Here is a 24,167-nt window from a genome sequence, read left to right as displayed (position 1 = left end):
GAGCACGAGCATGACCCACCGTGAACCGCGACGGCTGAACGCGCCGGACGCCGCCGTCCTGGCGGCGGTCGAGACGGCCGTCCCGGGGATCACCCGCGCCCGCGCGAGCGACCGGCTCGGCATGGCCCACGACGCCTCCCACTACCTGCTGACCCCGCAGGCCGTGCTGGTGGCCGAGAGCGCCGGCCAGGTCGCCGCGCTGCTGCGCACCGGCCTGCCGCTGACCTTCCGCTCCGGCGGCACCAGCCTCAGCGGCCAGGGCGTCAGCGAGCACCTGCTCGTGGACACCCGCCGGCACTTCCGCTCGATCGAGGTGCTCGACGACGGCGCCCGGGTACGGGTCCAGCCCGGCGCGGTGCTGCGGCAGGTCAACGCCCGCCTGGCCCCGTACGGGCGCAAGCTCGGCCCCGACCCGGCCAGCGAGTCGGCCTGCACGATCGGCGGCGTCGTCGCCAACAACTCCAGCGGCATGACCTGCGGCACGCACGCCAACACCTACCGGACGCTGGAGTCGATGACGCTGGTGCTGCCGAGCGGCACCGTCCTGGACACCGGCGCCCCCGACGCCGACGAGCGGCTGCGCGCCCTGGAACCCGACCTCGCGGCCGGCCTGGAACGGCTGCGCGACCGCGTCCGCGGCAACCCCGAGTCGGTGCGGCGCGTCCAGGAGCAGTTCTCGCTGAAGAACACCATGGGCTACGGCCTGAACAGCTTCCTCGACCACGACGGCCCGGCGCAGATCCTCGCCCACCTGGTCATCGGCAGCGAGGGCACCCTCGGCTTCGTCGCCGAGGCCGTCTTCCGCACCGTCCCCGCCCACCGCCTGGCCGCCACCGGCCTGCTCGTCTTCCCGACGCTGCGCGAGGCGATGGCCACGGTGCCGGAGCTGGTCGCCGCCGGGCCCGCCGCCGTCGAGCTGCTGGACGCCGAGTCCCTGCGCGTCGCCCAGACCGACCCCAAGGCCGACGAGACGCTGCGCGCGATGGCCGTCGCCGAGCACGCCGCGCTGCTGGTCGAATGGCAGGAGTCCGACGCCGAACCGCTCACCGAGCGGGAGCGGACCGCCGAGCGCGTCTTCGCCGGGCTGCGCCTGGCCGCCCCCGCCCGGCTGAGCAGGGAGTCCGGCGGCCGGGCCGCGCTGTGGCACATCCGCAAGGGCCTGTACGCCACCGTCGCCGGCGCCCGCCCCAGCGGCACGACCGCCCTGCTGGAGGACGTCGCCGTCCCCGTGCCCGCGCTGGCCGACCTGTGCGACGACCTGACCCGGCTGTTCGCCGAGCACCGCTACGAGCGCAGCGTCGTCTTCGGTCACGCCAAGGACGGCAACCTGCACTTCATGCTCAACGAGCGCTTCGCCACCGACCTCGACCGCTACGCCGAGTTCACCGAGGACATGGTGGAGGCCGTCCTGGCCAGGGGCGGCACGCTGAAGGCCGAGCACGGCACCGGCCGCGTCATGGCCCCGTTCGTGCGCCGCCAGTACGGCGACGAGCTGTACGAGGTGATGCGCGAGGTCAAACGCCTGTGCGACCCGGCCGGCACACTCAACCCCGGCGTCGTCCTCACCGACGACCCCGAGGCCCACCTGCGCGACCTCAAGACCGTCGTGACCGTCGAGCCCGAGGTCGACCGCTGCGTGGAGTGCGGCTACTGCGAGCCCGTCTGCCCCAGCCGCGACCTGACCACCACCCCGCGCCAGCGCATCGTGCTGCGCCGCGAGCTGGCCGCGGCCCAGGCGGCCGGCGACCACGCCCTGGCCCGCGAACTGGAGGACGCCTACGCCTACGACGCCGTGGACACCTGCGCCGTGGACGGCATGTGCGCCACCGCCTGCCCCGTCCTGATCAACACCGGCGACCTGACCAAACGCCTGCGCGCCGAACGCCACGGCCGCGCCGCCCGCCGCGCCTGGACGGGCGCCGCCCGCCACTGGGACGGCGTCACCCGCGCGATGAACCTGGCCCTCGACACCGCCGCCGCGGTCCCGCCCGCGCTGCCCGAGGCCGCCTCGCGCGCCGCCCGCGCCCTGGCCGGCGCGGACGACGTCCCCCGGTGGAGCCGCGACCTGCCGCGCGGCGGCACCAGGCGCCGCCCGTCCCCGGCGGACGACGCCGACGCCGTCTACCTGCCGTCCTGCCTGAACACGCTGTTCGCCCCCGCGGACGGCGGCCCCGGCGTGATGACCGCCTTCCAGCGCCTGGCCGCCCGCGCCGGGCTGACGCTGCACGTCCCGGAGAAGATCGCGAGCCTGTGCTGCGGCACCCCCTGGTCGTCCAAGGGCTTCGCCGGCGGCCACGAGGCCATGGGCGAGCGCGTCCGGGACGTGCTCGCGCGCGCCACCGACGGCGGCCGGCTGCCCGTGGTGAGCGACGCCGCCTCCTGCACCGAGGGCTACGCCCACCTGGTGCCCGGCCTCCAGGTGGTCGACGCGGTCGCCTTCACCGCCGAGCACGTCCTGCCCCGCCTGCCGCAAGCGCGCCGCCTGCCGTCGCTGGCGCTCCACCCGACCTGCTCCTCCACCCGCCTCGGCCTGGACGCCGCCGTCACCCGCCTCGCCGAGGCGGTCGCCGAGCAGGTCGTGATCCCGGACGGATGGCAGTGCTGCGGCTTCGCCGGCGACCGCGGCCTGCTGCACCCCGAGCTGACCGCCTCGGCCACCCGCGCCGAGGCCGCGTCGGTGGCCGAGGCGGGCTGCGCCGCGCACGCCTCGGTGAACCGCACCTGCGAGCTGGGCCTGACCCGCGCCACCGGCCGGACCTACCGGCATCTCCTGGAGCTCCTCGACGAGGCGACCGCCTGAGGGGGCGCGGTTTACACCGATGTGTCAATAAGATCGTCGCTGTTGCGAAGATCCGGCGATCGGGAGCACGATGAGCGACCCCGGCGGCTTCGGCCCCCTGGAGATGGACGAACGCGAGCCCATCGGTCCCTACCGGATCGTGGGCCGCATGGGCGCGGGCGGCATGGGCGTGGTCTACGCCGGGGTCGCGCCCGACGGCGGGCGGGTCGCGGTCAAGGTCATCCATCCGGGGCTGGCCGCCGACCCGCACTTCCACGACCGGTTCGTACGCGAGGTCGAGATGTTGTCGCGGGTGCGCGGGCGGTGCACGGTCGCGGTCCTGTCCGCCGACACCGCCGCCTCGCCGCCGTGGCTGGCCACCGAGTTCGTGCCCGGCCCCACGCTGACCGAGCACGTACGCGACCACGGCCCGCTGCCGCCGGACGACCTGGTCGCCTTCGGGGTGGACATCGCCGAGGCGCTCACCGACATCCACGGGGCCGGGATCGTCCACCGCGACCTCAAGCCGGGCAACGTGATCCTGGCCGCGTCCGGGGCGAAGGTGCTGGACTTCGGGATCGCCCGCGCCCTCGACGAGAGCGGGCTGACCGGCACCGGCGCGCTCATCGGCTCGCCCGGCTGGATCAGCCCCGAGCAGTACCGGGGCGACCAGGCCGACGCCGCCGCCGACGTCTTCGCCTGGGGCGCGCTGATGGTCTACGCCGCGACCGGGCGGCCGCCGTTCGGCACGGGGGCGCCCGACGTGCTCGCCTACCGGGTCATGAGCGTCGATCCGGACCTGTCCGGGGTGCCCGAGGGCGTGCGCGACCTGGTCCGGGCGGCGCTCGCCAAGGACAGGGCGGCGCGTCCCGGGGCGGCGGAGCTGCTCGGCGCGCTCCGCTCGGGCACGCTGCTCCTGCCGCGGCCCTCGTCCGGCACGCTCCCTCTGACACCCCCGCCCCCTCCACCCGGCACACTGCCCCTGACACCGCCCCCACCCGGCGGGCAGGGGCCGCTGGGGCCATCTTCGTCCGGCGGGCAGGGATCGCTGACGCCGCCGTCGTCCGGCGGGCGGGCGCGGTTGTGGCCGGTGGCGGCCGCCGTGGGCGCGGTCGTCGCCGTCGTGGCGGTCGGCGCGGCGTTCGCGCTGAACGCGGCCGGCACGCCGGACGCGCTGCCGTCCCAGGACGACGGGCCCACCTCCTCCTACACCGACCCGCCCGCCACCTCCGCGGACCCGGACCCGACGGACACCCCGGAGGAGAGCGAGACCCCCGAGGAGACCCCCACCCCTGAGGACACCCCGACCGAGACCGACACGCCGGAGAAGACGCCCGAGGCGACGCCCACCAAGAGCAGGCCCCGCACCTTGCCGTGCGCCTCCTCGGGCTCGATCCTGCGCGAGGCCGCCGCGCTGAACGGCGGCAGCCTCCCGCAGGACGCCGTGGTCGCCCGCAAGCGCTGCGTCGGCTCCTGGGTCGCCGCCGAGCTGTCCTCCCCGAGCGTCGGCGCCATCGACCTGATCGCCCGGCGGAACGCCTCCCGGTTCCTCGACGCCCAGATCGGCAGCAACTTCTGCTCCCTGGAGGGCCGCCCGGCGCTGGTGGCGAGCGCGCCCGCGTCGATCAAGAGCTTCCTGTGCCCCAACGGCTTCGGCTGATCCGCACCCTTCCGCCGGCTTCGGCTGGTCGGTCCTGACGATCGGCGCCGGGCACGAGACCACCTTGATCTGGATCGCGCCAGCGTTGAGGATGATGCTCACCGACCCACACCTGGCCGGCCGCGTCAACGGCGGACGCCTGGGCATCGACGAGGCGCCGATGAGGTACCGAGGCGGGACACACCGATGACCCACATGCCCGCGCGCCACCGCCCTCGGCGGCCGCCCCGTCGCAGCCGCTCACGCCACCCCGACGTGCTGGAGGATTCGGTGCCCGCTTCCCATCAGCCCACTCCCGCCACCAACCCCGACGACGCCGCAGCGGCCGCATCCGGCGATCACGTGGTCCCCGTCATCACCTTGGACGAAAGCGGCGCCGACCACCACGGTGAAGCCGCCCGGTTACGTGCCGCCGGACCGGTCGTACGCGTCGTGCTGCCCGGAGAGATCCCCGCATGGGCCATCACTGACCAGGACCTCCTGCACAGTGTCCTGACCGACCCCGGCATCAGCAAGGACTGGCGCCTTTGGACCTGCGTCCGCAACGGCGCCATCCCCGACGACTGGCCTCTCACCGGCATGCTCAAGGTCACCAACATGGTCACCGCCGACGGCGCCGCCCACCAACGGCTGCGCCGGCCGGTCACCCGCACCCTCACCGCCCGGCGCCTGCAGGAGATGCGCCCCCGCATCACCGCCCTCATCACCGAGGTCATCGACGCGCTGCCCGCCCACGCCGACGGCACCGGCGCCGTCGACCTGCGCCGGCACTTCGCTATCCCATCCCGATGGCCGTCGTCTGCGAACTCGTCGGCGTGCCCGAGAGCAACCGTCTCCACCTGCGTCACCTGGTCGAATCCATCTTCCGGTCCACCACACCCCCGCACGAGGTCATCCAGACACAGGCCGGGATCACCACCGTTCTCACGGAGCTCGTCCGGCAGCACCACGACGAACCCGGAGCCGACCTCACCACCGACCTGATCGCACTCCAACGCGACGACCCTGACGCGCTCACCGACGCCGAACTCGTCGGCACGCTGTGGCTGATGATCGCCGCCGGTCACGAAACCACCCTCAGCCTGCTCCTCAACGCGGTCCGCGCCCTGCTGACCCACCCGGATCAGCTCAGTGCCGTCCTGGAGCAGGCCGCGGCGAATCCGGCGGACACGTGGGCCGCCGTGGTGGAAGAGGTCCTGCGCTGGGACGCACCGATCGGCAACTTCATGGCGCGTTACCCCCGCACCGACCTGACCCTCGCGGGCGTCACCATCCCCGCCGGTGACGCCATCCTGGCCCCCTACAGCCTCCTCGGCCGTGACCGTGCCCAGCACGGCGCCGATGCCGATGACTTCAATTGGCGCCGGCCGTCCAGCAGGCATCTGGCCTTCGGAGGTGGCCCCCACGCCTGCCCAGGCGCTTCACTGGCCCGTCTGGAAGTCACGCTCGCGCTGGCCGCGCTCTTCGATCGCTACCCCGACATGCGGCTGGCCGTGCCCGCCGGCGACCTCGTCCCCGTTCCGTCTCTGTTCTCCAACTCCATCCAGTCACTCCCCGTGCGCTTGTCTCCCCGTCATCCAGCCGAGAGCCGTCACTGATCGCTGGGCCCGCGCCCGGACCTCGGGCGCGTGCACCTGGTCGGAGTAGCTGCCACGGGTGGGTGGATGCCACTGCCGACGCGGGCCGGGCCGGAGCGGCTGCGGGCGGCCGGCTCGCGCAGATCTGTCATGCGACCTGTGGTGTGTTGGCGGGACGTCATTCGGCCGAGGGCAGCGGGATGCGTGCCGACACCAGCGTCCCCTCGCCGGGAGCGGTCTCGACGTCGGCGCTGCCGCCCACCGCGCGGGCGCTCTCCCGGATGGAACGGGCGATGCCGAGGCCGGTCGTCGGCGCGTCCGGGTCGAAGCCGCTGCCGTGGTCGAGCACGCTCAGCGCCAGCGTCCCGGACCGGCATTCGGCCCGCACCACGGCGTGCCGCACGCCCGCGTGCTTGCGCACGTTCGTCAGCGCCTCGCGCAGGATGCCGCTCAGCGCCTCGACGACCTCGGCCGGCATGCCCTCGCGTTCCGGCGCCGAACGCAGCCGGCCCGCGTTGAACTCCACCCGCAGCCCGCTGCCGACCGCCTGCCGCACGACCTCCTCCAGGGCGGCCACGACGTCCTCGGCCGGGTCGCCGTCGTCGCCGCGCAGGAAGGCGCGCAGCCACTGCGACTCCTCCGCCACCCGCGCCCTGACCGAGTCGTCGGCGATCCAGCCGTCGCGGGTCAGCGCCTCCATGGTCTGCAGGATGCGGTCGTGCAGCACGCGGGCCGTCCTGCCGCGCTCGCGCTCCTGCGACAGCTGCGCCGAGCGGCGCAGCTCCTCGGCCCTGGCGCGGTCCAGGTCGCCGGCGGTCCTGAACAGGATGCGCATGACGTACGCGGCCATCGTGGCGTTCGTGGTCAGCCCGGCGACGTGCGGCAGCCCGGCCCACCACGCCAGGTCCGCCTGGACGTACCCGAGGACCAGCGCGCCGCCCAACGCCGCCGTCCACGCCAGCACGACGGGGAACGTGCGGAAGGAGATGCCGGCCATGATGCCGACGAGCAGCACGTACGGCAGGACCGTGCCCGGCCAGCCGTCGGTCACCCGCGAGCCCGCGTAGTGACCGGCGGCGAGCACCGCCGCCGTCACCAGGCCGAGGTCCACGCAGAGCAGCGCGCGCGGCGCGAGCGCGGCGCGGGCCGCCGTGACCACGCACACCAGCAGGCTGACCGCGCCCATCGCCCCCAGCAGGTACGGCAGCGGCCCGAGCGTCAGCCACCGCCCGTCGCCCAGCACCTCCAGCGACCCGCACAACACCAGCGCGCCCACCCGGACGACCACCATGGTGAGGGCCCGGCTGCGCTCCATGCCGGCGACCGCCGTCCCGGGCGGGCGCGGGGGGCTCACGGCCGGTCGCGGCGTTCGAGCCGGTTGAGCGCCGCGCGCGTGAGCTCGGCCTTGTTGCCGACCTGCAGCTTGGCCCTGATGCGCTCGACGTAGGTGTCGACGGTGGCCTTGCTGACGCCCATCCGGCGGCCCACCTGGGCATGGGTGAAGCCCTGGGCGATGTAGGAGAGTGTCTCCTCCTCCCGCGCCGACAGCCTGGGCCGGGCCTCGCCGCCGTCCGAGCCGTCCTCGGAGCCGTCGGCCGCGGCGGGCGGGCGGGCGTTGTCGTCCAGCTCGCTCTGCAGGATGTCGGCCAGGCCCGCCGACAGGTAGAAGCCGCCCGCGGCCACCGTGCGCACGGCGGCGACGATGAGCTCGGAGGGGGCGTCCTTGGTGACGTACCCGTTGGCTCCGCAGCGGATCGCCGCCAGCACGTCGGCGGGCCGTCCGGAGGCCGACACGATGAGGACCCGCGTGACGGCCGACAACTCCTTGACCGCGGCCAGGCACGGCCGGTCCTCGGCCAGGTAGAGGTCGAGGATCAGCACGTCGTACCCGGCGTCGAAGCCGCGCAGGTCCCCGACGGACGAGCCCCGCAGCACCACCTGCAGGTCCTCGTGCCGGTGCAGGAGGTACTCCAGCCCATGGCGGATCAGCTCGTGGTCGTCGATCACGGCGATCCGGATCACGTCTTGCTCCGCGGCAGGCTGCGAACGAGGTGACATGTCAACAACGGTGAGCAGAAGCGTGCAAGACCAGCAAGTCCTGCAAAACCACTACAAGTTCGTATTGTAGATCATGAACCCTGTGGTGCACGGGCGTTCGGACGGTAGCCGTCGGTGGCTCTGACGAGCTCGTGCAGCGTGCCGGGTTCGGCGCCGCCGTGGCCGGCGTCCTCGACGATCCGCAGCTCGGCCTCCGGCCAGGCGCGGTGCAGCTCCCAGGCGGCGTCGGGCGGCGTCTTCATGTCGTAGCGGCCGTTGACGATGACGCAGGGGACGTCCCGGATCGCCGCCACGTCGAGCAGCTCGCCCTCCCGCAGGAAGCAGCGCCGGGTGAAGTAGTGCGCCTCGATCCGGGCGAAGCCCAGCACCTCCCGGTCCGTCAGCGGAGGGGGAGGCGCGGGCAGCAGCGTGTTGGCCGCCAGCTCCCACGCCGCCCACGCCCGCGCCGCCGGCAGGTGCACCTCGGGGTCCGGGTCGAACAGGCGGCGGTGGTACGCGCCGAGCAGGTCGTCCCGCTCGGCCTGCGGGATCGCGTCCCGGAAGGCCGCCCACTCCGCCGGGAACAGCCGGGCCGCCCCCGAACCGGTGAACGCCCACGCCTCGTCGGCCGCGCTCGCCAGGTAGACGCCGCGCAGCACCAGCTCGGTCACCCGGCTGGGGTGGCGGAGCGCGTACGCCAGGGCCAGGGTCGCCCCCCACGAACCGCCGAACACCTGCCAGCGGTCGATCCCGAGCCGCCGCCTGAGCAGCTCCATGTCCGCGACCAGATGCCAGGTGGTGTTGGCCTCCAGCGACACCCCGGGGTCGGCGGCGTGCGGGCGGCTGCGCCCGCAGTTGCGCTGGTCGAACAGGACGATCCGGTAGGCGGCGGGGTCGAAGAACCGGCGCTGCACGGGCAGCAGCCCACCGCCCGGACCGCCGTGGAGGAGGACGACCGGTTTGCCGCCGGGGTCGCCGCAGGTCTCCCAGTAGATCTCCTGGCCGTCGCCGACGTCGAGCAGGCCGCTCTCGTAGGGCTCGACGGGCGGGTAGAACGTCATCAGCGTCATGGCTACCAGACCTACTCGCCCCGGCCGCCCGGCGCGCGGCCGATTCGCGCAAGGGCGGCCGATTCACGCTGTGCGGCCGATCTGCGTGTGCGGCCGATTCACGCTGCGCGGCCGAGTTACGACGGGCGCGCGAGTTCGGTGAGCGTGCGGCGGAGCAGCCGTGCGGCCAGCACCGGCTTGAAGGCGTTGTGCCGCAGCGGCCGGGCCTCGGCCAGCGCCACGCCGGCGGCCCGCGCGAAGGCGGACGCGTCCGGGACGGCGCCGGTCAGCAGGTCCTCGGCGGCGTGGGCGCGCCACGGCTTGTGCGCCACCCCGCCGAGCGCGACCCGCGCGAACACGATCCGGCCGTCCTCCACGTGCAGCAGCACGGCCGTGCTCACCAGCGCGAACGCGAACCCGGCCCGGTCCCTGACCTTCGCGTACGCCCCGCGCCCCGGCGGCGCGGGCGGCAGGTCCACGCTCGTGACCAGTTCGCCGTCCCGCAACACGGTCTCCACCTGCGGCGTCCGGCCGGGCAGGACGTGGAAGCCGGTGAACGGCACGCTCCGCGTCCCCCGCGGCCCCGTCAGGTTGACGGTCGCGTCGAGGGCGGCCAGGGCCACGCACATGTCCGAGGGGTGGACGGCGACGCAGCTCGGGCTCGCCCCCAGGACGGCGTGCGCGCGGTTGAAGCCCTCCAGCGCGTCGCACCCCGCGCCGGGCACGCGCTTGTTGCAGGCGGCGGCGGTGTCGTAGAAGTAGCGGCAGCGCGTACGTTGCAGCAGGTTGCCGCCCACGGTCGCGCGGTTGCGCAACTGCGGCGAGGCGCCCGCCAGGATGGCGCGGGCGAGCACCGGATAGCGGCGCCGCACCCGTGGGTCGGCCGCGACCTTGGTGTTGCCGGCCAGCGCGCCGAGCCGCAGCCCGCCGCCGGGCAGGTCCTCGACGGCCGACAGCGGCAGGCGCGAGATGTCCACCACCCGGCCCGGCCGCTCGACCTCCTCCCGCATGAGGTCGACGAGGTTCGTCCCGCCGGCCAGGTAGCGGGCCGGGCCGCCGCCCGGCGGCGTCGCGGCCATCATCGCGGCCATCATCGCGACGGCCTCCGCCACACTGGCCGCCCGCAGGTAGGCGAACTCCCTCACCTCGCGGCGACCTCGCGGACGACGGCGGCGATGTGGTGGTACGCCCCGCACCGGCACAGGTTGCCCGCCATGCGCTCGCCGAGCTCGGCGTCGGTCAGCTCGCGCGGGGGAGCGGTCAGGTCGGGCGTCGCGGCGCTGGGCACGCCGTCCCGCAGCTCGGCCAGCAGCCCGGCGACCGAGCAGACCTGGCCGGGCGTGCAGTACCCGCACTGCAGGGCGTCGTGCCGGACGAACGCCTCCTGCACCCGCGCGCCCACCTCGTCGTCCGCCAGGCCCTCGACGGTGACGATCTCCATCCCCTCGCACTGGACGGCCAGCAGCAGGCACGCGTAGACCCGCAGGCCGTCGGCCAGGACGGTGCAGGTGCCGCAGGCCCCCTGGTCGCAGCCCTTCTTCGTGCCGGTCAGCCGGAGGTGCTCGCGCAGGAAGTCGAGCAGGGACACGCGCGGGTCCGCCGGCGGCTCGTGCGGCCGGCCGTTGACGCGCAGGGGGAGCGGGGCGCGGCCGTCCATCCCAATCCCTCCGGCCGTACGGACTGTGGCGATCACGGTAACCCGCATCTGGGCGGGACGACGTGGTCCGTGCGCCGGTCGAGGGGCAAAACGGTGACGGGCATTGCCGAATGCGGATCATCGGGCGAGGATCCCACCGTCGCCGTCGCCCGCGCCCCCCACCGGCATTCCCAAGGGGTCACCCCTTGGCGGTCATGGCCTCCGCGACCGTCAGGCTGTCCTCGTAGATGTGGCTGCGCGTGATCAGGCCGCCCTCGACGGTCAGGTGCAGCGCGAACGGGGTGGTGTAGGCGACGCCGGTCGCGCGCACGGTCTGCACGATCTGCCCCAGCACCACGGCGTCCGGCCCGTCGACCAGGATCTGCCGCACCGTGGTGCCGTTCAGCTCCGGCACGTGATGCGCCGCCAGCGAACGGTAGTGCTCGGCCACCTCGGCCCGCCCGGACCTGGGCCGGATCCACGGCACCGCCGGATGCCCCTCGACGGGCCAGCTGAGCTGCCAGTCGACCGGCTCGGCGAACAACTCGGCCACCCGCTCCGGATCGCCCTCGCCGATCCGCCGCAACAACTCCTGCACGATGTCCCGCGTGTCCCTCTTCATGCCCCCAGTCTCGCGGCCCGCCTGAACGCCGTCGATTACCCCGGAGGTAACCGCGGGCGGTACCCCGGCGGTATCCCGGCCGGCATTCCAAAGGAATCCTTGACATCGCCGGGGCGGGTGGCGGAACATTCCAAGCATGTCTTTGGAATCTGCGGGGCGGCGGCTGGTGCTCGACGATCCGGCCGCGATGCGGGCGTTCGCCCATCCGGTCCGGCTGGCGCTGCACGAGCTGCTGTTGCGGTCGGGGGCGACCACCGCCGCCGACGCCGCGCGCGAGGTCGGGATCAGCCAGGCGCTGGCCTCCTACCACCTGCGGCAACTGGCCAAATACGGCCTGGTGGAGCAGGCCGAGGCGCGCGACGAGCGGGAGCGGCCCTGGAAGGTGACCGCGAGCGTCCAGGTGTGGGACGACGACGTCACCGGGTCCGAGCGGTCGGCCGCCCGCAGTCTGCTGGAGCAGGTCCTGGCCGAGCGGGCGCTGTCGCGGCTGGTGGAGTGGCAGGAGGCGCGGCGGGGCGAGGAGGAGCCCTGGCGGGGCGTCGGCGGCATCGGCAACACCTACCTCTACGTCACCCCGCAGGAGATCACGGCGCTCGGCGAGGCCGTCGCCGATCTGCTGCGGCCGCTGATGGCCCGCGTGGACGACGCGGCGGCCCGTCCGGAAGGAGCCCGGCCCGTGCTGGTGACGCAGATGGTGATCCCGCTCGCTCCGACGGCCTCCGGTGACTGAGCGACGCTCCCCGGCGAGGGAGACCGGCCATGCCGGTGGGCGAACGGCCGAGGAGCCGCCGGGCCGGGAGGGCGCGGCTCGTCGGCGGCCGGCGCGGCAGGCCGGCCTGCGGTGGTGGCCGGCGCGGGACGGCGGCCTGCGGTGGTGGTCGGCGCGGCAGGCCGGGGTGCGGTGGTGGCCGGCGCGGGGCGGTGGCGGGTGGGTGTCGCCCGGCGGCGGGCGGGGGTTCGGGCGGTTGCTGGTCGCGTCCGTCGTGTCCCAGACGGGCGACTGGGTGATCAGCACCGGGCTGGCGTTCCACGTCTACCGCCTGACCGGCTCCACGCTGTCCACCGCGATCATGCTGCTGGTCTCCCGGCTGCCCCACGTCCTGCTCGGGTCCGTGGCCGGGGTGCTGGCCGACCGCTGGGACCGCCGCCGGTTGCTGGTCGTCACCGACGTGCTGCTCGGGCTCGGGTTGCTGCCCCTGCTGGCGGTACGCGGCCCCGCCCAGGTCTGGATCGTCTACGCGGTCGCCCTGTGGACCGGCGTGCTCGGCACCCTGCTCGCCCCGGCGCAACGGGCGCTCATCCCGCAGCTCGTGCCCGCGTCCGGGCTGGTCCGGGCCAATGCCCTGCACGGCCAGAGCGGTCAGCTCGCCCGGCTGCTGGGGGCGATGCTGGGCGGCGTCGCCGTCACGGCGGGCGGGCTGCCCGCGATCGTCCTGCTCGACGTGGCCAGCTTCGGGATCTCCGCGGTCCTGCAGGCGACCCTGCGTGTCCCGATCAGGTCGCCGGTCGTGGCGCGGGCGCCGTCCGTCCGCGCCCAGTGGGCCTCCGGGCTGCGGTCGGCCATGGGGAGTCCCGGCATCCGGTTGCTGGTCGCGTACATGGTGATCACGGGGCTGGGCGAGGGGATCTTCGCCACGCTCGCCGCCCCCTTCGTGGCCGATGTGCTGGGCGGCCAGGGCGACGCGTACGGGCTGTTCCTGTCGGTGCAGGCGGTCGGCGGGCTGGCCGGTGGGCTGGCCGTGGCCCTGCACCGGCGCGACCCCGCGCCACGGGTGCTCCTCGGCTGGGGCACGGTCGCGTTCGGCCTGCTCGACCTGGCGCTGTTCGCCTACCCCCTCGCCCTCGACGCGTTGTGGCCCGCCCTCGTGCTGATCGCGCTGGCCGGGGTCCCGGCGGCGGCGGCGATGGCCGGGTTCGCGACGCTGGCCCAGACGGCCACCACCGACGAGCGCCGGGGCGGCCTCATCGGGCTGCTCGCGAGTGCCCAGGCCGTCACCTCGCTGCTCGGCATGGCGGCCGCCGGGGTGCTGGGCGAGGTCGTCGGCATCGTTCCCGCGTTGTGTCTGCACGCGGCGGGGCTCGTCACCGCGGGCGTGCTCGTGCTGACGAACCGCGCACCCCACCCCGGGCGTGCCGCTTCCGGCGGGAGTCAATCATGACGTTTGTCATGGAGGCGTCTCTGACTGTCGGCACTACACCCGGCGCCGCCACTCCCAGCAGGCTGGTCCCATGCTGAAACTCAAGGACGGCGGCTCCCCGCGGTCGCCGCGCCGGCCGCCGGGCGTTACCGTCGGGCCCTGTGACGGGTGAGGCGGCGGTGCGGGAGGTGGAGTTCGGCCGGGGCCGGACGGCGGCGCGCGCCGGGTCGTGCGGGTGGCTGCTGCTGGTGGTGTGGCCGCTGTGGTCGTTCTTCTCCTCGCGTCCCGGCGTGCTCGCCGTGGTGTGGGTGGTCGCGGCGGTCGCGATCTTCGTGGCGTGCTGGCTGCGCATCATGTGGCGGGCGCTCAGCGCCCTGGGCGCGGCGACGCTGACCTGGGCGCCGGTGGGGCTGGTGGCCGCCGCGCTGGCGCTGCTGCCGGTGCTGCGGGCGCCGTGGGCGTACGTCGGGTTCGTGTTCGTGGTCAGCGCCCTGTCGGCCTGCCTTTCGCGGGTCGCCTTCGCCGTGTCGGCGGCGGTGACGATGGTCGTGGTGGTGGCCGCGCTGACGGCGTACGGGCGGCCGTTCGAGCAGGTCTGGTGGGTACCGCTGGTGATTCTGGTCGAGGCGGTGACGGTGGCGAGCCTGAAGCATCTGGGCGAGATGGTCGCCCGGCTCGACGCCGCCCGCGCCCACGTCGCCCGGCTCGCCGTGGACAACGAACGCCTGCGCTTCGCCCGCGACCTGCACGACACGCTCGGCCACACGCTCACCTCGATCACCATCAGGAGCCAGCTGGCCGCCCGGCTGGCCCGTACCGACCCCGAACGGGCCGCCCGCGAGATGGCCGACGTGGAACGCGCCGCCCGCCAGGCGCTCGACGAGGTGCGCCACGCCGTCGCCGGCTACCGTGCCCCCTCGTTGTCGGGCGAGCTGCGCACGGCGGCCCACAGCCTGGACCTGGCCGGGATCCGGCTGGAGGTCTCGCCCGCCGCCGGGCCCGTCCCGGCCGCCGCCGAGACGCTGCTGGCCTGGACCGTACGGGAGGCCGCCACGAACGTCGTGCGCCACAGCCGAGCCCGCCACTGCCACATCGACCTCGCCGTCGACGACCACACCGCCACCGTCGAGATCCGCGACGACGGCCCCGGCCCCGAATCCGCCGGATACCCGGCCCACAGCGACGACACCCCCAACCTCGGACCCGAAGGGCTCGGGACCAGAGCCGAGGAGGCCGGGCCTGCGGCCTTCAGAGGCGTGGCCGACCGAGGCGGTGCCGCCAGCCCCGGAGCCGCAGAGGGCGGGTCCCGCGCCGAAGGACTCGGTTCCAGGGCCGAAGGGGCCGGGTTCACGGGGGACGGAGGCTTTGTCGGCAGGGGCGGTGCCGCCCGCATCGGAGCCGACGGAGGCGGATCCGGGGCTGAGGGGGGCCTCTCCGGTGCTGAAGGGGGCAGGGCTGAAGGGGGCAGGGCTGAAGGGGGCGCGGCCGGCGGGGTCGGGGCTGGGGGAGCGGTGGTTCAGGGGGGCGGGGGTGTTGGGGGTAATGGGCTGACTGGGTTGGCTGAGCGGATCGCTGCCGCCGGCGGACGTCTGGAGGCCGGGCCGCTGCCCGGCGGTGGCTACCGGCTGCACGCCCGAGTGCCCTTGGAGGTGCCGTGATCCGCGTCCTCATCGCCGACGACCAGGACCTCGTCCGCGGCGGACTGGCCGCGCTGCTCGCCCTGGAGGACGGCATCGAGGTGGTGGCCGAGGTCGGCCGGGGTGACCTGGTCGAGCCCGCGGTGGCCGAGCACCGCCCCGACGTGGTCCTGCTCGACATCGAGATGCCCGGCATGTCCGGCCTGGAGGTCGCCGAACGCCTGCGCGGCCACCGGGTGGTCATCGTCACCACGTTCGGCCGCCCCGGCTACCTCAGCCGCGCCCTCGACGCCGGCGTGTCCGGGTTCGTGGTGAAGGACGCGCCGGTGGCCGAGCTGACCGCGGCCGTGCGGCGGGTGATGGCCGGCGAGACGGTGATCGACCCCAAGCTGGCGGTGTCCGCCCTGACCGTCGGGCCGAGCCCGCTCACCCAGCGCGAGGCCGAGGTGCTGCGGACCGCCTCCGGCGGCGCGACCGTCGCCGACATCGCCCGCACCCTGTTCCTGACCGAGGGCACCGTACGCAACTACCTGTCCTCGGCGATCACCAAGACCGGGGCGCGCAACCGCGCCGAGGCCGCCCGCGTCGCCGAGTCCCGCGGCTGGCTCTGACCCCCCGGCCACCCCGTAACCCTGCAAGCCCGCAACCCTGCAAGCCCGCAAGCGCGCAACCCGGGAACCCCGCGAGCCGGTTACCCGTAACCCCGCAAGCCCGTAACCCCGCAACCTCTCAAGAGGAGCTTCGCCATGCCCTCCGACGACTTCCGCCCGCCCGGACCGGAGTTGTTCGACTACCCCGCCCTGTGGGACGGCGCGCCGCTCTGGCTCACCAAGCCGGTGCTGCTGGCCGCCGCCGGCGTGCTCGTGGTGTGCGCGCTGGCCTGGGGCGCCTTCTCCCGGCCCAGGCTGGTGCCGCGCGGCCTGCAGAACGCGGGCGAGTACGCCTACCTGTTCGTCCGCGACCAGATCGCCCGCCCGTCGCTGGGCGCCGACGCCGACCGCTGGATGCCGCTGCTGCTCACGCTCTTCCTGCTGATCCTGCTCTGGAACGTGATGGGCGTGATCCCGCTGCTCCAGTTCCCGGTCACCGCCCACGTCGCCTTCCCCTGGGTGCTGGCCGGGGTGGTCTACCTGCTCAAGCTCTACCTCGGCTTCAGGCACCAGGGCCTGGCCGGCTACCTCAGGAACGCGATGTTCCCCGAGGGCCTGCCCAAGGCCCTGGCGATCACCCTGTACGCGCCGCTCGAACTGTTCTACATCTTCGTCACCGCGCCGTTCACCCATGCCGTGCGGCTGTTCGCGAACATGTTCGCCGGGCACACGCTGCTGGCCTTCTTCAGCGCGGTCGGCTACTGGTTCCTGGTGGAGCGGCCGACCGTGGGCGGCGTGGCGGTGGGCGTGCTGGGCGTGTTCATGACGTGCCTGCTGACCGCGTTCGAGATCTTCGTCATGTTCCTGCAGGCGTACCTGTTCACCATGCTCACCGCCATGTACCTCGGCCAGTCCCTGCACCCGGAGCACTGACCGGTCAGGACGCCGGCGGCGCCAGGACCCGCCAGGCGGCCGGCCGCACGATCCAGGTACGCCGCTCCGCCACCTGCTCCAGCTCACCGTCCACGCTGGCCGGGACGGGCCCGCCCGCCACGGTGATCCGCCTGCCCCGGAAGGTCTGCACGTCGGGGCGGGCGGGGTGGCGGCCGCGGCGCAGCCCGGTGGCGAAGGCCAGCCGCGCCAGCGGTCCCGTGGCGTAGGAGACCACCACCTCGGCCAGCCCGTCGTCGGGCCGGGCCGACGGGGTCAGTGGCGTGCCGCCGCCGATCGTGGCGCCGTTCCCGACGCCGGCCATGAGGACGCGGCGGCGTCCGGTGCACACCTGGGCGCCGTCCACCCTGATCCGCAGCCGCCATCCGCCCGTCCCCGCGCCCGCCAGCACCGCGCCCACCGCGTACGCGGCCCGGCTGAGCAGCGGCTTCAGCGGCGCGGCCCGCTCGGCGGCGTGCGCGCCCACGCCGAGGTGCGCGGCGTTGACCACGATGCCGCCGTCGTCGTCGATCAGCAGGTCCACGGGCCGTTCGTGTCCCGCCAGCACGACGCGGGCCGCCTCGGCCGGGTCGAGCGGGATGCCCAGCGTGCGGGCCAGGTCGTTGCCGGTGCCCATGGGGATCAGCCCGACCGGGCCGGCGTCCAGGCGGCCGTGCTCCAGGAGCGCGGCGACCAGCGCGTGCACGCTCCCGTCGCCGCCCATCACCACCGGGACCCGGTCGTCGTGCGACCGCGCGGCCTCCCGCGCGTCGCCGTCACAGACCCGCACGTCGGCCTCCGCCCGCAGCAGCCGCAGCACCTCCCGCGTGCTGTCGTCGCCGACGCCGCCGGCCTGCCGGTTGCAGATCACCAGAAGTCTCACGGGTCCTCGCCTTCCCTTCCGCTGGGCGGATCGGTCTCTTCCCCGGGCGCCTGGCACAATGCCCCGCCGCCCGAACCCGTTCGCGGGGCGCAGGTCCGGCGCGCGGGACGCGACGGCGCGCTTTCCGTGGCGTTCCTGAAGGTTCCCGACGGCTTCTATGGCGTTCCTAAGGTTCCCCGACGGTGGGGTGAAGGTGGCCGCGGTTGAGTTGCCGCAGCGGGCCGGGCCACCGGGGACCGGCCGCCAGAAGGGCAACCGACATGAACCCACGAAAGACCGCGCTGGCCCTCGGGACGGCGGCGGCCCTGACGCTGGCCGCCTCCGGGGCGGTGCCGGCCGCGGCGGCCGGCCCGTGTGCCCAGGTCTCGTCGACGTGCTCGCCCGCCGACGTGGCCAAGGACCACGCGGGCGAGAGGACCGCCGACGTGAAGGCCGGTGTGAAGGCCGGCGTCCGGACCGATGTACGGACCGGCGTGCGGAAGGACCCCGGCGGCGGGAAGCCGCGCGACGGCAGGCCCGGCTGCGGCCCCGAAAAGACGGACCACCCAGGAAAGCCCGGCAAACCGGACAACAAGGACCACGGCATCTCCCAGGAGGCGTTCGCCAAGGCGCTCGCGGCCGAGCTGGGCGTCGGGTACGACCGCGCCCTGCGCGCCGTCAAGGAGCTGGACGCCCTGACGGAGAAGGGCCGCGTGGACCCGGACTCGGCCGGGTTCGGCGCGGTGGCCGAGCACCTCGGCGCCACGCCGGACCGGCTGGAGCAGGCCCTGCGGAACGTCAAACGCGCGCTGGCCGGTGCCGAGCCCGCATAGAGACCGGCACCGATCTTCCTCAGCCGGGGGTGCGGAGGGGAGAGTGGCACCATGCACGTCCTTGTTGCCGACGACGACGAGGCGGTCCGCCGCTCCCTGACCCACGCGCTCACCCGCGAGGGCTACGACGTCAGCGTCGCCGCCGACGGCCTGCGCGCCCTGGAGGCGGCCGGCGGCGGACGTCAGGACGCGGTGGTGCTGGACATCATGATGCCCGGCCTGGACGGCCTGGAGGTGTGCCGCCGCCTGCGGGCCGCGGGCGACCGCACCCCGATCCTGATGCTCACCGCCCGCGACCTGGTCGGCGACCGGGTCGCGGGCCTGGACGCGGGCGCCGACGACTACCTGGTCAAGCCGTTCGCGCTGGAGGAGCTGCGGGCCAGGCTGCGCGCGCTGCTGCGCCGCAGCGCGCCCGCGCAGGGGCTGCTCCGCCACGCCGACCTGGAGCTGGACCCGGCCGCCTGCCGGGCCAGCCGCGGCGGCCGGCCGCTCGACCTGACCAGGACCGAGTACACCCTGCTGAAGGTGTTCCTGCGCAACCCGGGCCGGGTGCTCAGCCGCGAGGTCATCTTCGACTCGGTCTGGGGGTACGACTTCGGGCCGTCCTCGAACGCGTTGTGGGTCTACATCAGCTACCTGCGGGCCAAGCTGGAGGCCGGGGGCGAGCCGCGGCTGATCCAGACCGTCCGCGGCCTGGGGTACGTGCTGCGGGAGGAGCCGTGAGGCTGCGCACCAGGGTCGCGCTGACGGTCGCCGCCGTGGTGGCCGCCGCGCTGCTGGCGGTCTCGCTGGTGGTCTACCCGGCGGCCGCGGCGGGGCTGGCCGGCCAGCACGACGGGGAGCTGGTGCTGGCCGCCGGGCAGGCGCCGCGGCTGCTGGAGTCGCTGAAGGCCGCCGACTCGCCGCTGCCGGCCAGGCCCCTCCCGGTGGGCAACACGCTGCTGCAGTTCTGCCCCGACCCGCTGCTGACCGGCCCGACCGACGGGTTCGTGCCGCTGGCCGAGCAGGACCAGGCGGTCGCGTTCGGCAAGCTGCCCCCCTACTTCCGGGACGTCACCCACGACGGCGTGCGCTACCGGCTCTACACCGCCCCGCTCAACCTGGGCAAGGGCGTCCTGGTGCGCACGGCGTTCCCGCTGAACCGCGACGAAGAGACGCTGAACGCGCTCAAGCTGCTGCTGGCCGCGCTGACCCTGGGCGGCGCGCTGGTCGCGGCGGCGGGCGCGCGTCTCCTCGCCGGCCGGGCGCTGCGGCCCGTCGCCCGGCTGACGGCCGTGGTGGAGCGGGCCACCGCCACCGGCACCCTCACCGCCGACGGGCTGGAGGGCATGGGCGCCGGACGGGACGAGGTGGCCCGCCTGGCCGGCTCGTTCACCACGATGACGCACGCGCTGCGCGAGTCCGTGCTGGCCCAGCGGCGCCTGGTCGCCGACGCCTCCCACGAGCTGCGCACGCCGCTGACCAGCCTCACCACGAACCTGGAGCTGCTGGAGGAGGGGCGCGGCACGGCCGACCCGCAGGCCCCGGCCCTGGTGCACGAGGCCCGCGTCCAGGCCGAGGAGCTGCGGGTGCTGGTCAACGACCTGGTCGAGCTGGCCAGGCACGGCGACGTCGAGCTGCACCTGGAGGACGTGCGGCTCGACCTGGTGGCCGGACGCGTGCTGGCCAGGGCCGCGGCCCGCGCCCCGCACGTACGGTTGCGCGGTGAGCTGGCCGAGTGCCTGGTGACGGCCGACGCCGACGCGATCGAACGGGCGGTCTCCAACCTGGTGGACAACGCGATCAAGTGGAGCCCGCCCGGCGGCGTGGTCCTGGTACGGGTGGACGCCTCGGGCTCGTTGTCGGTGGCCGACCAGGGCCCCGGCATCGCGGCCCACGACCTGCCGTTCGTGTTCGACCGGTTCTACCGCGCCGAGTCGGCCCGTTCCCTGCCGGGTTCGGGGCTCGGCCTGGCCATCGTCCGTCAGATCGCCGAGGCGCACGCCGGATCGGTGCGCGCCGAGCCGCTGCGGCCCGGCGTACGGCTGGTCCTCGCGCTGCCGCCGAGCGCGTGACCTGACACTGAGGGCGCGACCACGGGCGCGGACCCCCGCACCCGCGGCCGCGCCGGTCCAGGGGCCGGTGGCCGGTCCGGCGGTCAGTGAGCCCCGGCGACGGGCACCGCGGGCGTGGCGGGCGCGGCGGGCCGAGGCATCGGGCGCGGCGGCAGCGCCATCAGCGCCAGGCCGAGCACGGCCCACAGCCCGAGCACCGTCAGCGGGACGGCCAGGGCGGCGCCGTCGAAGTAGACCACGCTGCGCACCAGTTCGAGCGCCGACCGGGTGGGCAGCACGTAGCCGAGCGCCGCGTACCAGGGCTCGATGAACGCGGCGCCGAACGGGCCGCCGCTGGCCGGCAGGCCGATCGGGATGAACAGCACGGCCGCCGCGATCACGCCGCGCGGCCCGAAGCGGCGCATCAGCCCGTTCACCGCCACCGAGACCAGGAAGATCACCGCGCCGGAGACGGCCAGGAGCCCGAGCGGGGCGCCGGTGAGCGCGCCGAGCAGGCCGTCGACGACCCAGGTGAGCGCCAGGCCGCCGGTCACCGCGCCGAGCGCGAGCACCGCGAGGCGCAGTCCCCGGTGCATCATCGGCTGCATGCGCATGGTGAGCACGGTCGTCGCCAGCGCGGTCAGCAGCAGGCCCAGCACGTAGAACATGCCCGACACGCCGGAGGAGTCGCCCTCGGCCAGCGGCCGCACGTCCTCGACCGCGAGCTGCCGTCCGGCGGCGCGCTGCATCAGGGCGGTGAAGTGCGGGGCCGCCGTGTCGCCGCCCGCGCTGGCGACCAGCAGCCGGCCCTCGCCCGCCAGGTAGGCGGCCTCGACCTCGCGCCGGAGCACCGCCGCCCGCGCGCCGGCCGCGTCGGCGTACGGGCGCGCGTCCACGGCCCCGCCCGCGGCCTGCTCCAGCCGGGCGGCGTCGGGACCCACCACGGCGAGCGGCACCCCGTGCGGAACCGGGTGGTGCAGCGCTCCGACGAACGAGCCGATGATCACGGCGCCGACGACCGCGGACACCAGGTAGGCGACCGCGACTCGAACAGCGGGATTCTTCATGACGCTCCTCAGTTGTCCACCCGGCTCAGGTCCTGGTGGCGGCCCGCACGACGGGCGCCGCCGCCCTCACCCTGCCGGTTAGAGCGCGCGCTAAGTCAAGGCGTCGGACTCGGATCTGGCCCGCGAATGTTCCAGGAAGTTGAACGTCATCACCACGAGCACCAGGGCGGCCACGGACAGCAGCGCCGGCGTCTGCAACGCGATCGGGATGATCGCCAGGCTGGCCACCGGCATGGCGAGCTGCGGCCCGGACCACTTGCCGAAGATGTGCCAGCGGGCGTAGCAGAACGTCGCGAAGTACAGGGCGCAGCCGCCGAACAGCAGCGCGGTCACGGGTGGGGCGAAGACCTGGCCCGGATGGGAGACGACCTCGGCCATGCCCACCGCCATCGCCATGATCGACCCGATGAAGGCGAGATGGCCGTAGGAGAAGACCCGCCGGATCAGGTCGGTGCGGATCACGGCCTCGTCCAGGGCCTTGGGCAGCGACTCGGCGGCGAAGATGAAGTACACCCACCACAGCGCGCAGGCCAGCACGAACGTCGCGGCGACCGCGCCGATCGAGCCCACGGCCAGCGGGCGCGCCGCCGACGCCTGCGCGCCGATGGCCAGGATCGGCTCGCCCATCGCGATGATCAGCAACAGGCCGAACCGCTCGGGTAAGTGATGGGGGTGGAAGTTGACCCGCACCAGGTGGCTGCGGGTCAGCACCGGCGCGGCCAGGTCGATGGCGGCGGCCGCGGCCCAGACCCACACCCGGGCGCCGCTGTCCAGCAGGCCCCCGGCCAGCAGCAGCGGCCCGGTCACGCACACCGAGAGCGTGAAGGGGTTGACCAGCTCGAACGGCCGGCCGCGGAAGTACAGGGCGGCCAGCAGCGAGCGCTGGGCGAAGTAGGCGGCGCCGAACATCAGGCCGCGCTCCTCGTAGGCCAGGGGGGTGGCCAGCGCCATGAACAGGCCGCACAGGCTGAGCGCCAGGATGCCCAGCCGGTCGGGGGTGTTGTTGACGTCGCGGGTGTTGGCGTGCACCGCCATGCCCACCCAGGCCCAGTACGTCGGCACCAGCACGACGACGGCCTGCCCCACGCTGCCCCAGCCGTGGCCGCGGTGGAGCAGGTCGGACAGCTGGGTGACGGCGAACACGAACACCAGGTCGAAGAAGAGCTCGACCCAGGTGACTTGCTTGTCTGCTTTCGGCTTCATCGAGCGGTGTGACTCCTCGTACGTCGTGCGGGTGCTCACGCGGGCAGCAGCGCGGGCTCGGCGCCCGCGGCCAGCCGCCAGCGCACGTCGAAGGCGTAGGCGGCCGAGGCCAGCGTGACGTGGTGGTGCCAGCCGTGGAAGGAACGGCCCTCGTAGTCGAACAGCCCGAAGCCCCCCGCCAGCTCGCCGATGGCGTGGGCGGCCCGCCAGCGGGACTTGGCCAGCGCGACCAGCTCCTGCGCCGGCACGGACATGTTCGTCAGCCAGAACGCCCGCGGCCGCGGCCGGCCGAGCGGCCACTCCACCAGCAGCCTGCGCGAGCGCGCGTGGTCGTCGGAGACCGGCAGGAGGACGAACTGCGAACGCAGCGACCGCCCCCGCGGCCCCTCCCACCAGGCCACCGTGCGCCGCTCCGCCCCGGCCGCGGCCTGCGCCGCCTCGGCCAGCGCGACGCGGGCCCGCGGGCCGCCCCCGCGCACCACGCTCATCGAGGCCCGGACCCGGTGGCGGGCGTCGACCTCGACGACGTAGTCGAGGCCGCGGTCCTCCAGGCCGCGCAGCAGGTCGGCGACGCCCCGGACGTGGGTGAGGTCGGCCACCAGCGGCGCGACGGGCGTGCCCCAGTCGAGCGTCAGGTCGTCGACCAGGTCGATCACGTGCTCGCCGAAGGGCCGGTGCCGCTCCTGGTCGGGCACGTGCGCCCGGGCCCGCCGGTCGTGGTCGGCCTCCCACGACTGCGGCAGGCACAGCCGCCAGTTGACCGGCACGGCCGCCTCGCCCGAGCTCATCAGCACGGCCGCGCCCACCTGGCAGTTGACCGTGCGGCCGAGGCCGCGCACGTACTGGCGCTCGACGCCCGCCGACCAGCGGCCGTGCTTGGCGAAGGCCACCTCCTCCACCAGCCACGCGGCCGGGGGCGCGCCGGCCGCCAGCACGTCGGCGACGGTGCGGCGGACCGGGCGCGGGTCCCAGCGGCTCTGGTTGACGAACTGCTGGAGCGACTGGCCGTTGTGCGGGCCGCCCACCTCGTCGGCGATGCGCTGGATGGACTTGCGCCCGCCCGCGTGCAGCAGCCCCAGCACGTACGACTCGGCCGCGCTACGCTGGTCGGAGCGCGGCAGTGAACCGAATATCGTACCGAAGAATTCTGCGAACTCTTCACGCTCGTTCACCGCGAGTTCTCTCATGACCGCCCCTCACCTGCATTAGAGAAGATCCGTAATGGCGAACGCGGTCAGGATCGCAGTTAAGTTTTGGTTCGCACAAGAGAGTAACACCAAGGTGGCAGCGGAGCTGTCCGGGAGTATTAAAGGGAGTACTCCCGGAGGCATCTGCCTGGTGCTCATCGATAACCCGGTATTACATCACACGCGGCCTCAGTCAGGATGTGCGGGTAAAGGACTTGCCGCCCGATGAGTCTGGAGTGCACTCTTGCATCCGCCGGAATCATGTGATCATATGATGCGGGGATCTGCGCCGGTGACTGAGTAAGGCGACACACACTACGGGGGATG

At 74.3% G+C, this 24,167-nt stretch carries 21 protein-coding genes; 11 read left to right on the top strand and 10 right to left on the bottom strand.

The genetic code is table 11. The features are described from left to right. Positions 1-10 precede the first annotated feature (10 nt). The 3 genes from ACWEJ6_RS39220 to ACWEJ6_RS39210 all read left to right on the top strand — a co-directional run bounded on the left by ACWEJ6_RS39220 (position 11) and on the right by ACWEJ6_RS39210 (position 6,037). Entirely contained in the window at positions 11-2,800 is a 2,790-nt protein-coding gene (locus tag ACWEJ6_RS39220; RefSeq protein WP_452430475.1) for an FAD-binding and (Fe-S)-binding domain-containing protein, read from the top strand. Positions 2,801-2,870: 70 nt separating this feature from the next. Continuing rightward, positions 2,871-4,439, top strand: coding sequence for a serine/threonine-protein kinase (locus ACWEJ6_RS39215; protein ID WP_452430473.1), 1,569 nt, complete (start codon positions 2,871-2,873; stop codon positions 4,437-4,439). 788 nt (positions 4,440-5,227) lie between these two features. Beyond that, positions 5,228-6,037, top strand: a complete 810-nt coding sequence (locus ACWEJ6_RS39210; protein ID WP_452430471.1) for a cytochrome P450 — start codon at positions 5,228-5,230, stop codon at positions 6,035-6,037. A 157-nt stretch (positions 6,038-6,194) separates the two neighbouring features. On the opposite strand, the gene ACWEJ6_RS39205 is transcribed toward ACWEJ6_RS39210, so the two are convergent. The 6 genes from ACWEJ6_RS39205 to ACWEJ6_RS39180 form a co-directional block, all read right to left on the bottom strand. Then, complete coding sequence (locus ACWEJ6_RS39205; RefSeq protein WP_452430469.1) at positions 6,195-7,370, bottom strand: sensor histidine kinase; 1,176 nt, start codon at positions 7,368-7,370, stop codon at positions 6,195-6,197. Continuing rightward, positions 7,367-8,038 (bottom strand): LuxR C-terminal-related transcriptional regulator, encoded by a 672-nt coding sequence (locus ACWEJ6_RS39200; protein WP_452430467.1) that lies wholly within the window; start codon positions 8,036-8,038, stop codon positions 7,367-7,369. The genes ACWEJ6_RS39205 and ACWEJ6_RS39200 overlap by 4 nt, the downstream gene beginning before the upstream one ends. A 107-nt stretch (positions 8,039-8,145) precedes the next feature. Next, on the bottom strand, positions 8,146-9,117 hold the full coding sequence (gene pip / locus ACWEJ6_RS39195; RefSeq protein ID WP_452430496.1) for a prolyl aminopeptidase: 972 nt from the start codon (positions 9,115-9,117) through the stop codon (positions 8,146-8,148). Positions 9,118-9,239: 122 nt separating this feature from the next. Next, positions 9,240-10,247 carry an FAD binding domain-containing protein gene (locus tag ACWEJ6_RS39190; protein WP_452430465.1) on the bottom strand — a complete coding sequence of 336 codons (1,008 nt, stop codon included), beginning with the start codon at positions 10,245-10,247 and terminating at the stop codon, positions 9,240-9,242. Continuing rightward, positions 10,244-10,759 (bottom strand): (2Fe-2S)-binding protein, encoded by a 516-nt coding sequence (locus tag ACWEJ6_RS39185; protein ID WP_452430462.1) that lies wholly within the window; start codon positions 10,757-10,759, stop codon positions 10,244-10,246. The genes ACWEJ6_RS39190 and ACWEJ6_RS39185 overlap by 4 nt, the downstream gene beginning before the upstream one ends. Positions 10,760-10,937: 178 nt before the next feature. Next, positions 10,938-11,360 carry a nuclear transport factor 2 family protein gene (locus ACWEJ6_RS39180; RefSeq protein WP_452430460.1) on the bottom strand — a complete coding sequence of 141 codons (423 nt, stop codon included), beginning with the start codon at positions 11,358-11,360 and terminating at the stop codon, positions 10,938-10,940. Between the two features lie 136 nt (positions 11,361-11,496). On the opposite strand from ACWEJ6_RS39180, the gene ACWEJ6_RS39175 reads away from it, so the two are divergent. From ACWEJ6_RS39175 to atpB, 5 genes are all read left to right on the top strand, one after another. Next, entirely contained in the window at positions 11,497-12,090 is a 594-nt protein-coding gene (locus tag ACWEJ6_RS39175) for a winged helix-turn-helix domain-containing protein (protein WP_352365705.1), read from the top strand. Continuing rightward, positions 12,083-13,519, top strand: a complete 1,437-nt coding sequence (locus ACWEJ6_RS39170) for an MFS transporter (protein ID WP_452430457.1) — start codon at positions 12,083-12,085, stop codon at positions 13,517-13,519. The genes ACWEJ6_RS39175 and ACWEJ6_RS39170 overlap by 8 nt, the downstream gene beginning before the upstream one ends. A gap of 140 nt (positions 13,520-13,659) precedes the next feature. Further along, the gene (locus tag ACWEJ6_RS39165; protein ID WP_452430455.1) at positions 13,660-15,156 is read left to right on the top strand and encodes a histidine kinase; all 1,497 of its coding nucleotides are present in this window, start codon (positions 13,660-13,662) and stop codon (positions 15,154-15,156) included. Continuing rightward, a complete protein-coding gene (locus tag ACWEJ6_RS39160; RefSeq protein ID WP_358297601.1) occupies positions 15,153-15,746 on the top strand; it encodes a response regulator transcription factor in 594 nt (197 codons plus the stop codon). Before ACWEJ6_RS39165 ends, ACWEJ6_RS39160 begins: the two co-directional genes overlap by 4 nt. Positions 15,747-15,881: 135 nt before the next feature. Then, the gene (gene atpB / locus ACWEJ6_RS39155; protein WP_364420372.1) at positions 15,882-16,658 is read left to right on the top strand and encodes a F0F1 ATP synthase subunit A; all 777 of its coding nucleotides are present in this window, start codon (positions 15,882-15,884) and stop codon (positions 16,656-16,658) included. Positions 16,659-16,662: 4 nt separating this feature from the next. On the opposite strand, the gene ACWEJ6_RS39150 is transcribed toward atpB, so the two are convergent. After that, a complete protein-coding gene (locus ACWEJ6_RS39150) occupies positions 16,663-17,538 on the bottom strand; it encodes a diacylglycerol/lipid kinase family protein (RefSeq protein ID WP_452430452.1) in 876 nt (291 codons plus the stop codon). Between the two features lie 260 nt (positions 17,539-17,798). Between ACWEJ6_RS39150 and ACWEJ6_RS39145 the strand changes: the two genes are divergently transcribed. From ACWEJ6_RS39145 to ACWEJ6_RS39135, 3 genes are read left to right on the top strand one after another with little or no spacing between them, the layout of a single operon-like run. Further along, positions 17,799-18,350 (top strand): hypothetical protein, encoded by a 552-nt coding sequence (locus ACWEJ6_RS39145; protein WP_452430450.1) that lies wholly within the window; start codon positions 17,799-17,801, stop codon positions 18,348-18,350. 51 nt (positions 18,351-18,401) lie between these two features. Beyond that, complete coding sequence (locus tag ACWEJ6_RS39140) at positions 18,402-19,073, top strand: response regulator transcription factor (RefSeq protein ID WP_358297590.1); 672 nt, start codon at positions 18,402-18,404, stop codon at positions 19,071-19,073. Further along, the gene (locus ACWEJ6_RS39135) at positions 19,070-20,404 is read left to right on the top strand and encodes a sensor histidine kinase (RefSeq protein ID WP_452430447.1); all 1,335 of its coding nucleotides are present in this window, start codon (positions 19,070-19,072) and stop codon (positions 20,402-20,404) included. Before ACWEJ6_RS39140 ends, ACWEJ6_RS39135 begins: the two co-directional genes overlap by 4 nt. An 83-nt stretch (positions 20,405-20,487) precedes the next feature. Here the strand turns inward: ACWEJ6_RS39135 and ACWEJ6_RS39130 are convergent, their stop codons facing one another. The 3 genes from ACWEJ6_RS39130 to ACWEJ6_RS39120 form a co-directional block, all read right to left on the bottom strand. Further along, positions 20,488-21,450, bottom strand: coding sequence for a hypothetical protein (locus tag ACWEJ6_RS39130; protein WP_452430445.1), 963 nt, complete (start codon positions 21,448-21,450; stop codon positions 20,488-20,490). Between the two features lie 90 nt (positions 21,451-21,540). Continuing rightward, positions 21,541-22,653 carry a low temperature requirement protein A gene (locus tag ACWEJ6_RS39125; RefSeq protein WP_387682322.1) on the bottom strand — a complete coding sequence of 371 codons (1,113 nt, stop codon included), beginning with the start codon at positions 22,651-22,653 and terminating at the stop codon, positions 21,541-21,543. Between the two features lie 35 nt (positions 22,654-22,688). After that, positions 22,689-23,840, bottom strand: a complete 1,152-nt coding sequence (locus ACWEJ6_RS39120) for an IS701 family transposase (protein WP_397157767.1) — start codon at positions 23,838-23,840, stop codon at positions 22,689-22,691. Positions 23,841-24,167: the final 327 nt, after the last annotated feature.

The sequence above is a fragment of the Nonomuraea sp. NPDC004702 genome (assembly GCF_053601695.1).
This window is presented reverse-complemented; position numbering and strand designations above follow the sequence as displayed.

Bases quoted from the DNA above. Each gene is read 5' to 3' on its own strand.
- ACWEJ6_RS39220 (WP_452430475.1), top strand. From the start codon at position 11: ATGACCCACCGTGAACCGCGACGGCTGAACGCGCCGGACGCCGCCGTC.
- ACWEJ6_RS39215 (WP_452430473.1), top strand. From the start codon at position 2,871: ATGAGCGACCCCGGCGGCTTCGGCCCCCTGGAGATGGACGAACGCGAG.
- ACWEJ6_RS39210 (WP_452430471.1), top strand. From the start codon at position 5,228: ATGGCCGTCGTCTGCGAACTCGTCGGCGTGCCCGAGAGCAACCGTCTC.
- ACWEJ6_RS39185 (WP_452430462.1), bottom strand. From the start codon at position 10,759: ATGGACGGCCGCGCCCCGCTCCCCCTGCGCGTCAACGGCCGGCCGCAC.
- ACWEJ6_RS39180 (WP_452430460.1), bottom strand. From the start codon at position 11,360: ATGAAGAGGGACACGCGGGACATCGTGCAGGAGTTGTTGCGGCGGATC.
- ACWEJ6_RS39175 (WP_352365705.1), top strand. From the start codon at position 11,497: ATGTCTTTGGAATCTGCGGGGCGGCGGCTGGTGCTCGACGATCCGGCC.
- atpB (WP_364420372.1), top strand. From the start codon at position 15,882: ATGCCCTCCGACGACTTCCGCCCGCCCGGACCGGAGTTGTTCGACTAC.
- ACWEJ6_RS39145 (WP_452430450.1), top strand. From the start codon at position 17,799: ATGAACCCACGAAAGACCGCGCTGGCCCTCGGGACGGCGGCGGCCCTG.
- ACWEJ6_RS39140 (WP_358297590.1), top strand. From the start codon at position 18,402: ATGCACGTCCTTGTTGCCGACGACGACGAGGCGGTCCGCCGCTCCCTG.
- ACWEJ6_RS39130 (WP_452430445.1), bottom strand. From the start codon at position 21,450: ATGAAGAATCCCGCTGTTCGAGTCGCGGTCGCCTACCTGGTGTCCGCG.
- ACWEJ6_RS39125 (WP_387682322.1), bottom strand. From the start codon at position 22,653: ATGAAGCCGAAAGCAGACAAGCAAGTCACCTGGGTCGAGCTCTTCTTC.
- ACWEJ6_RS39120 (WP_397157767.1), bottom strand. From the start codon at position 23,840: ATGAGAGAACTCGCGGTGAACGAGCGTGAAGAGTTCGCAGAATTCTTC.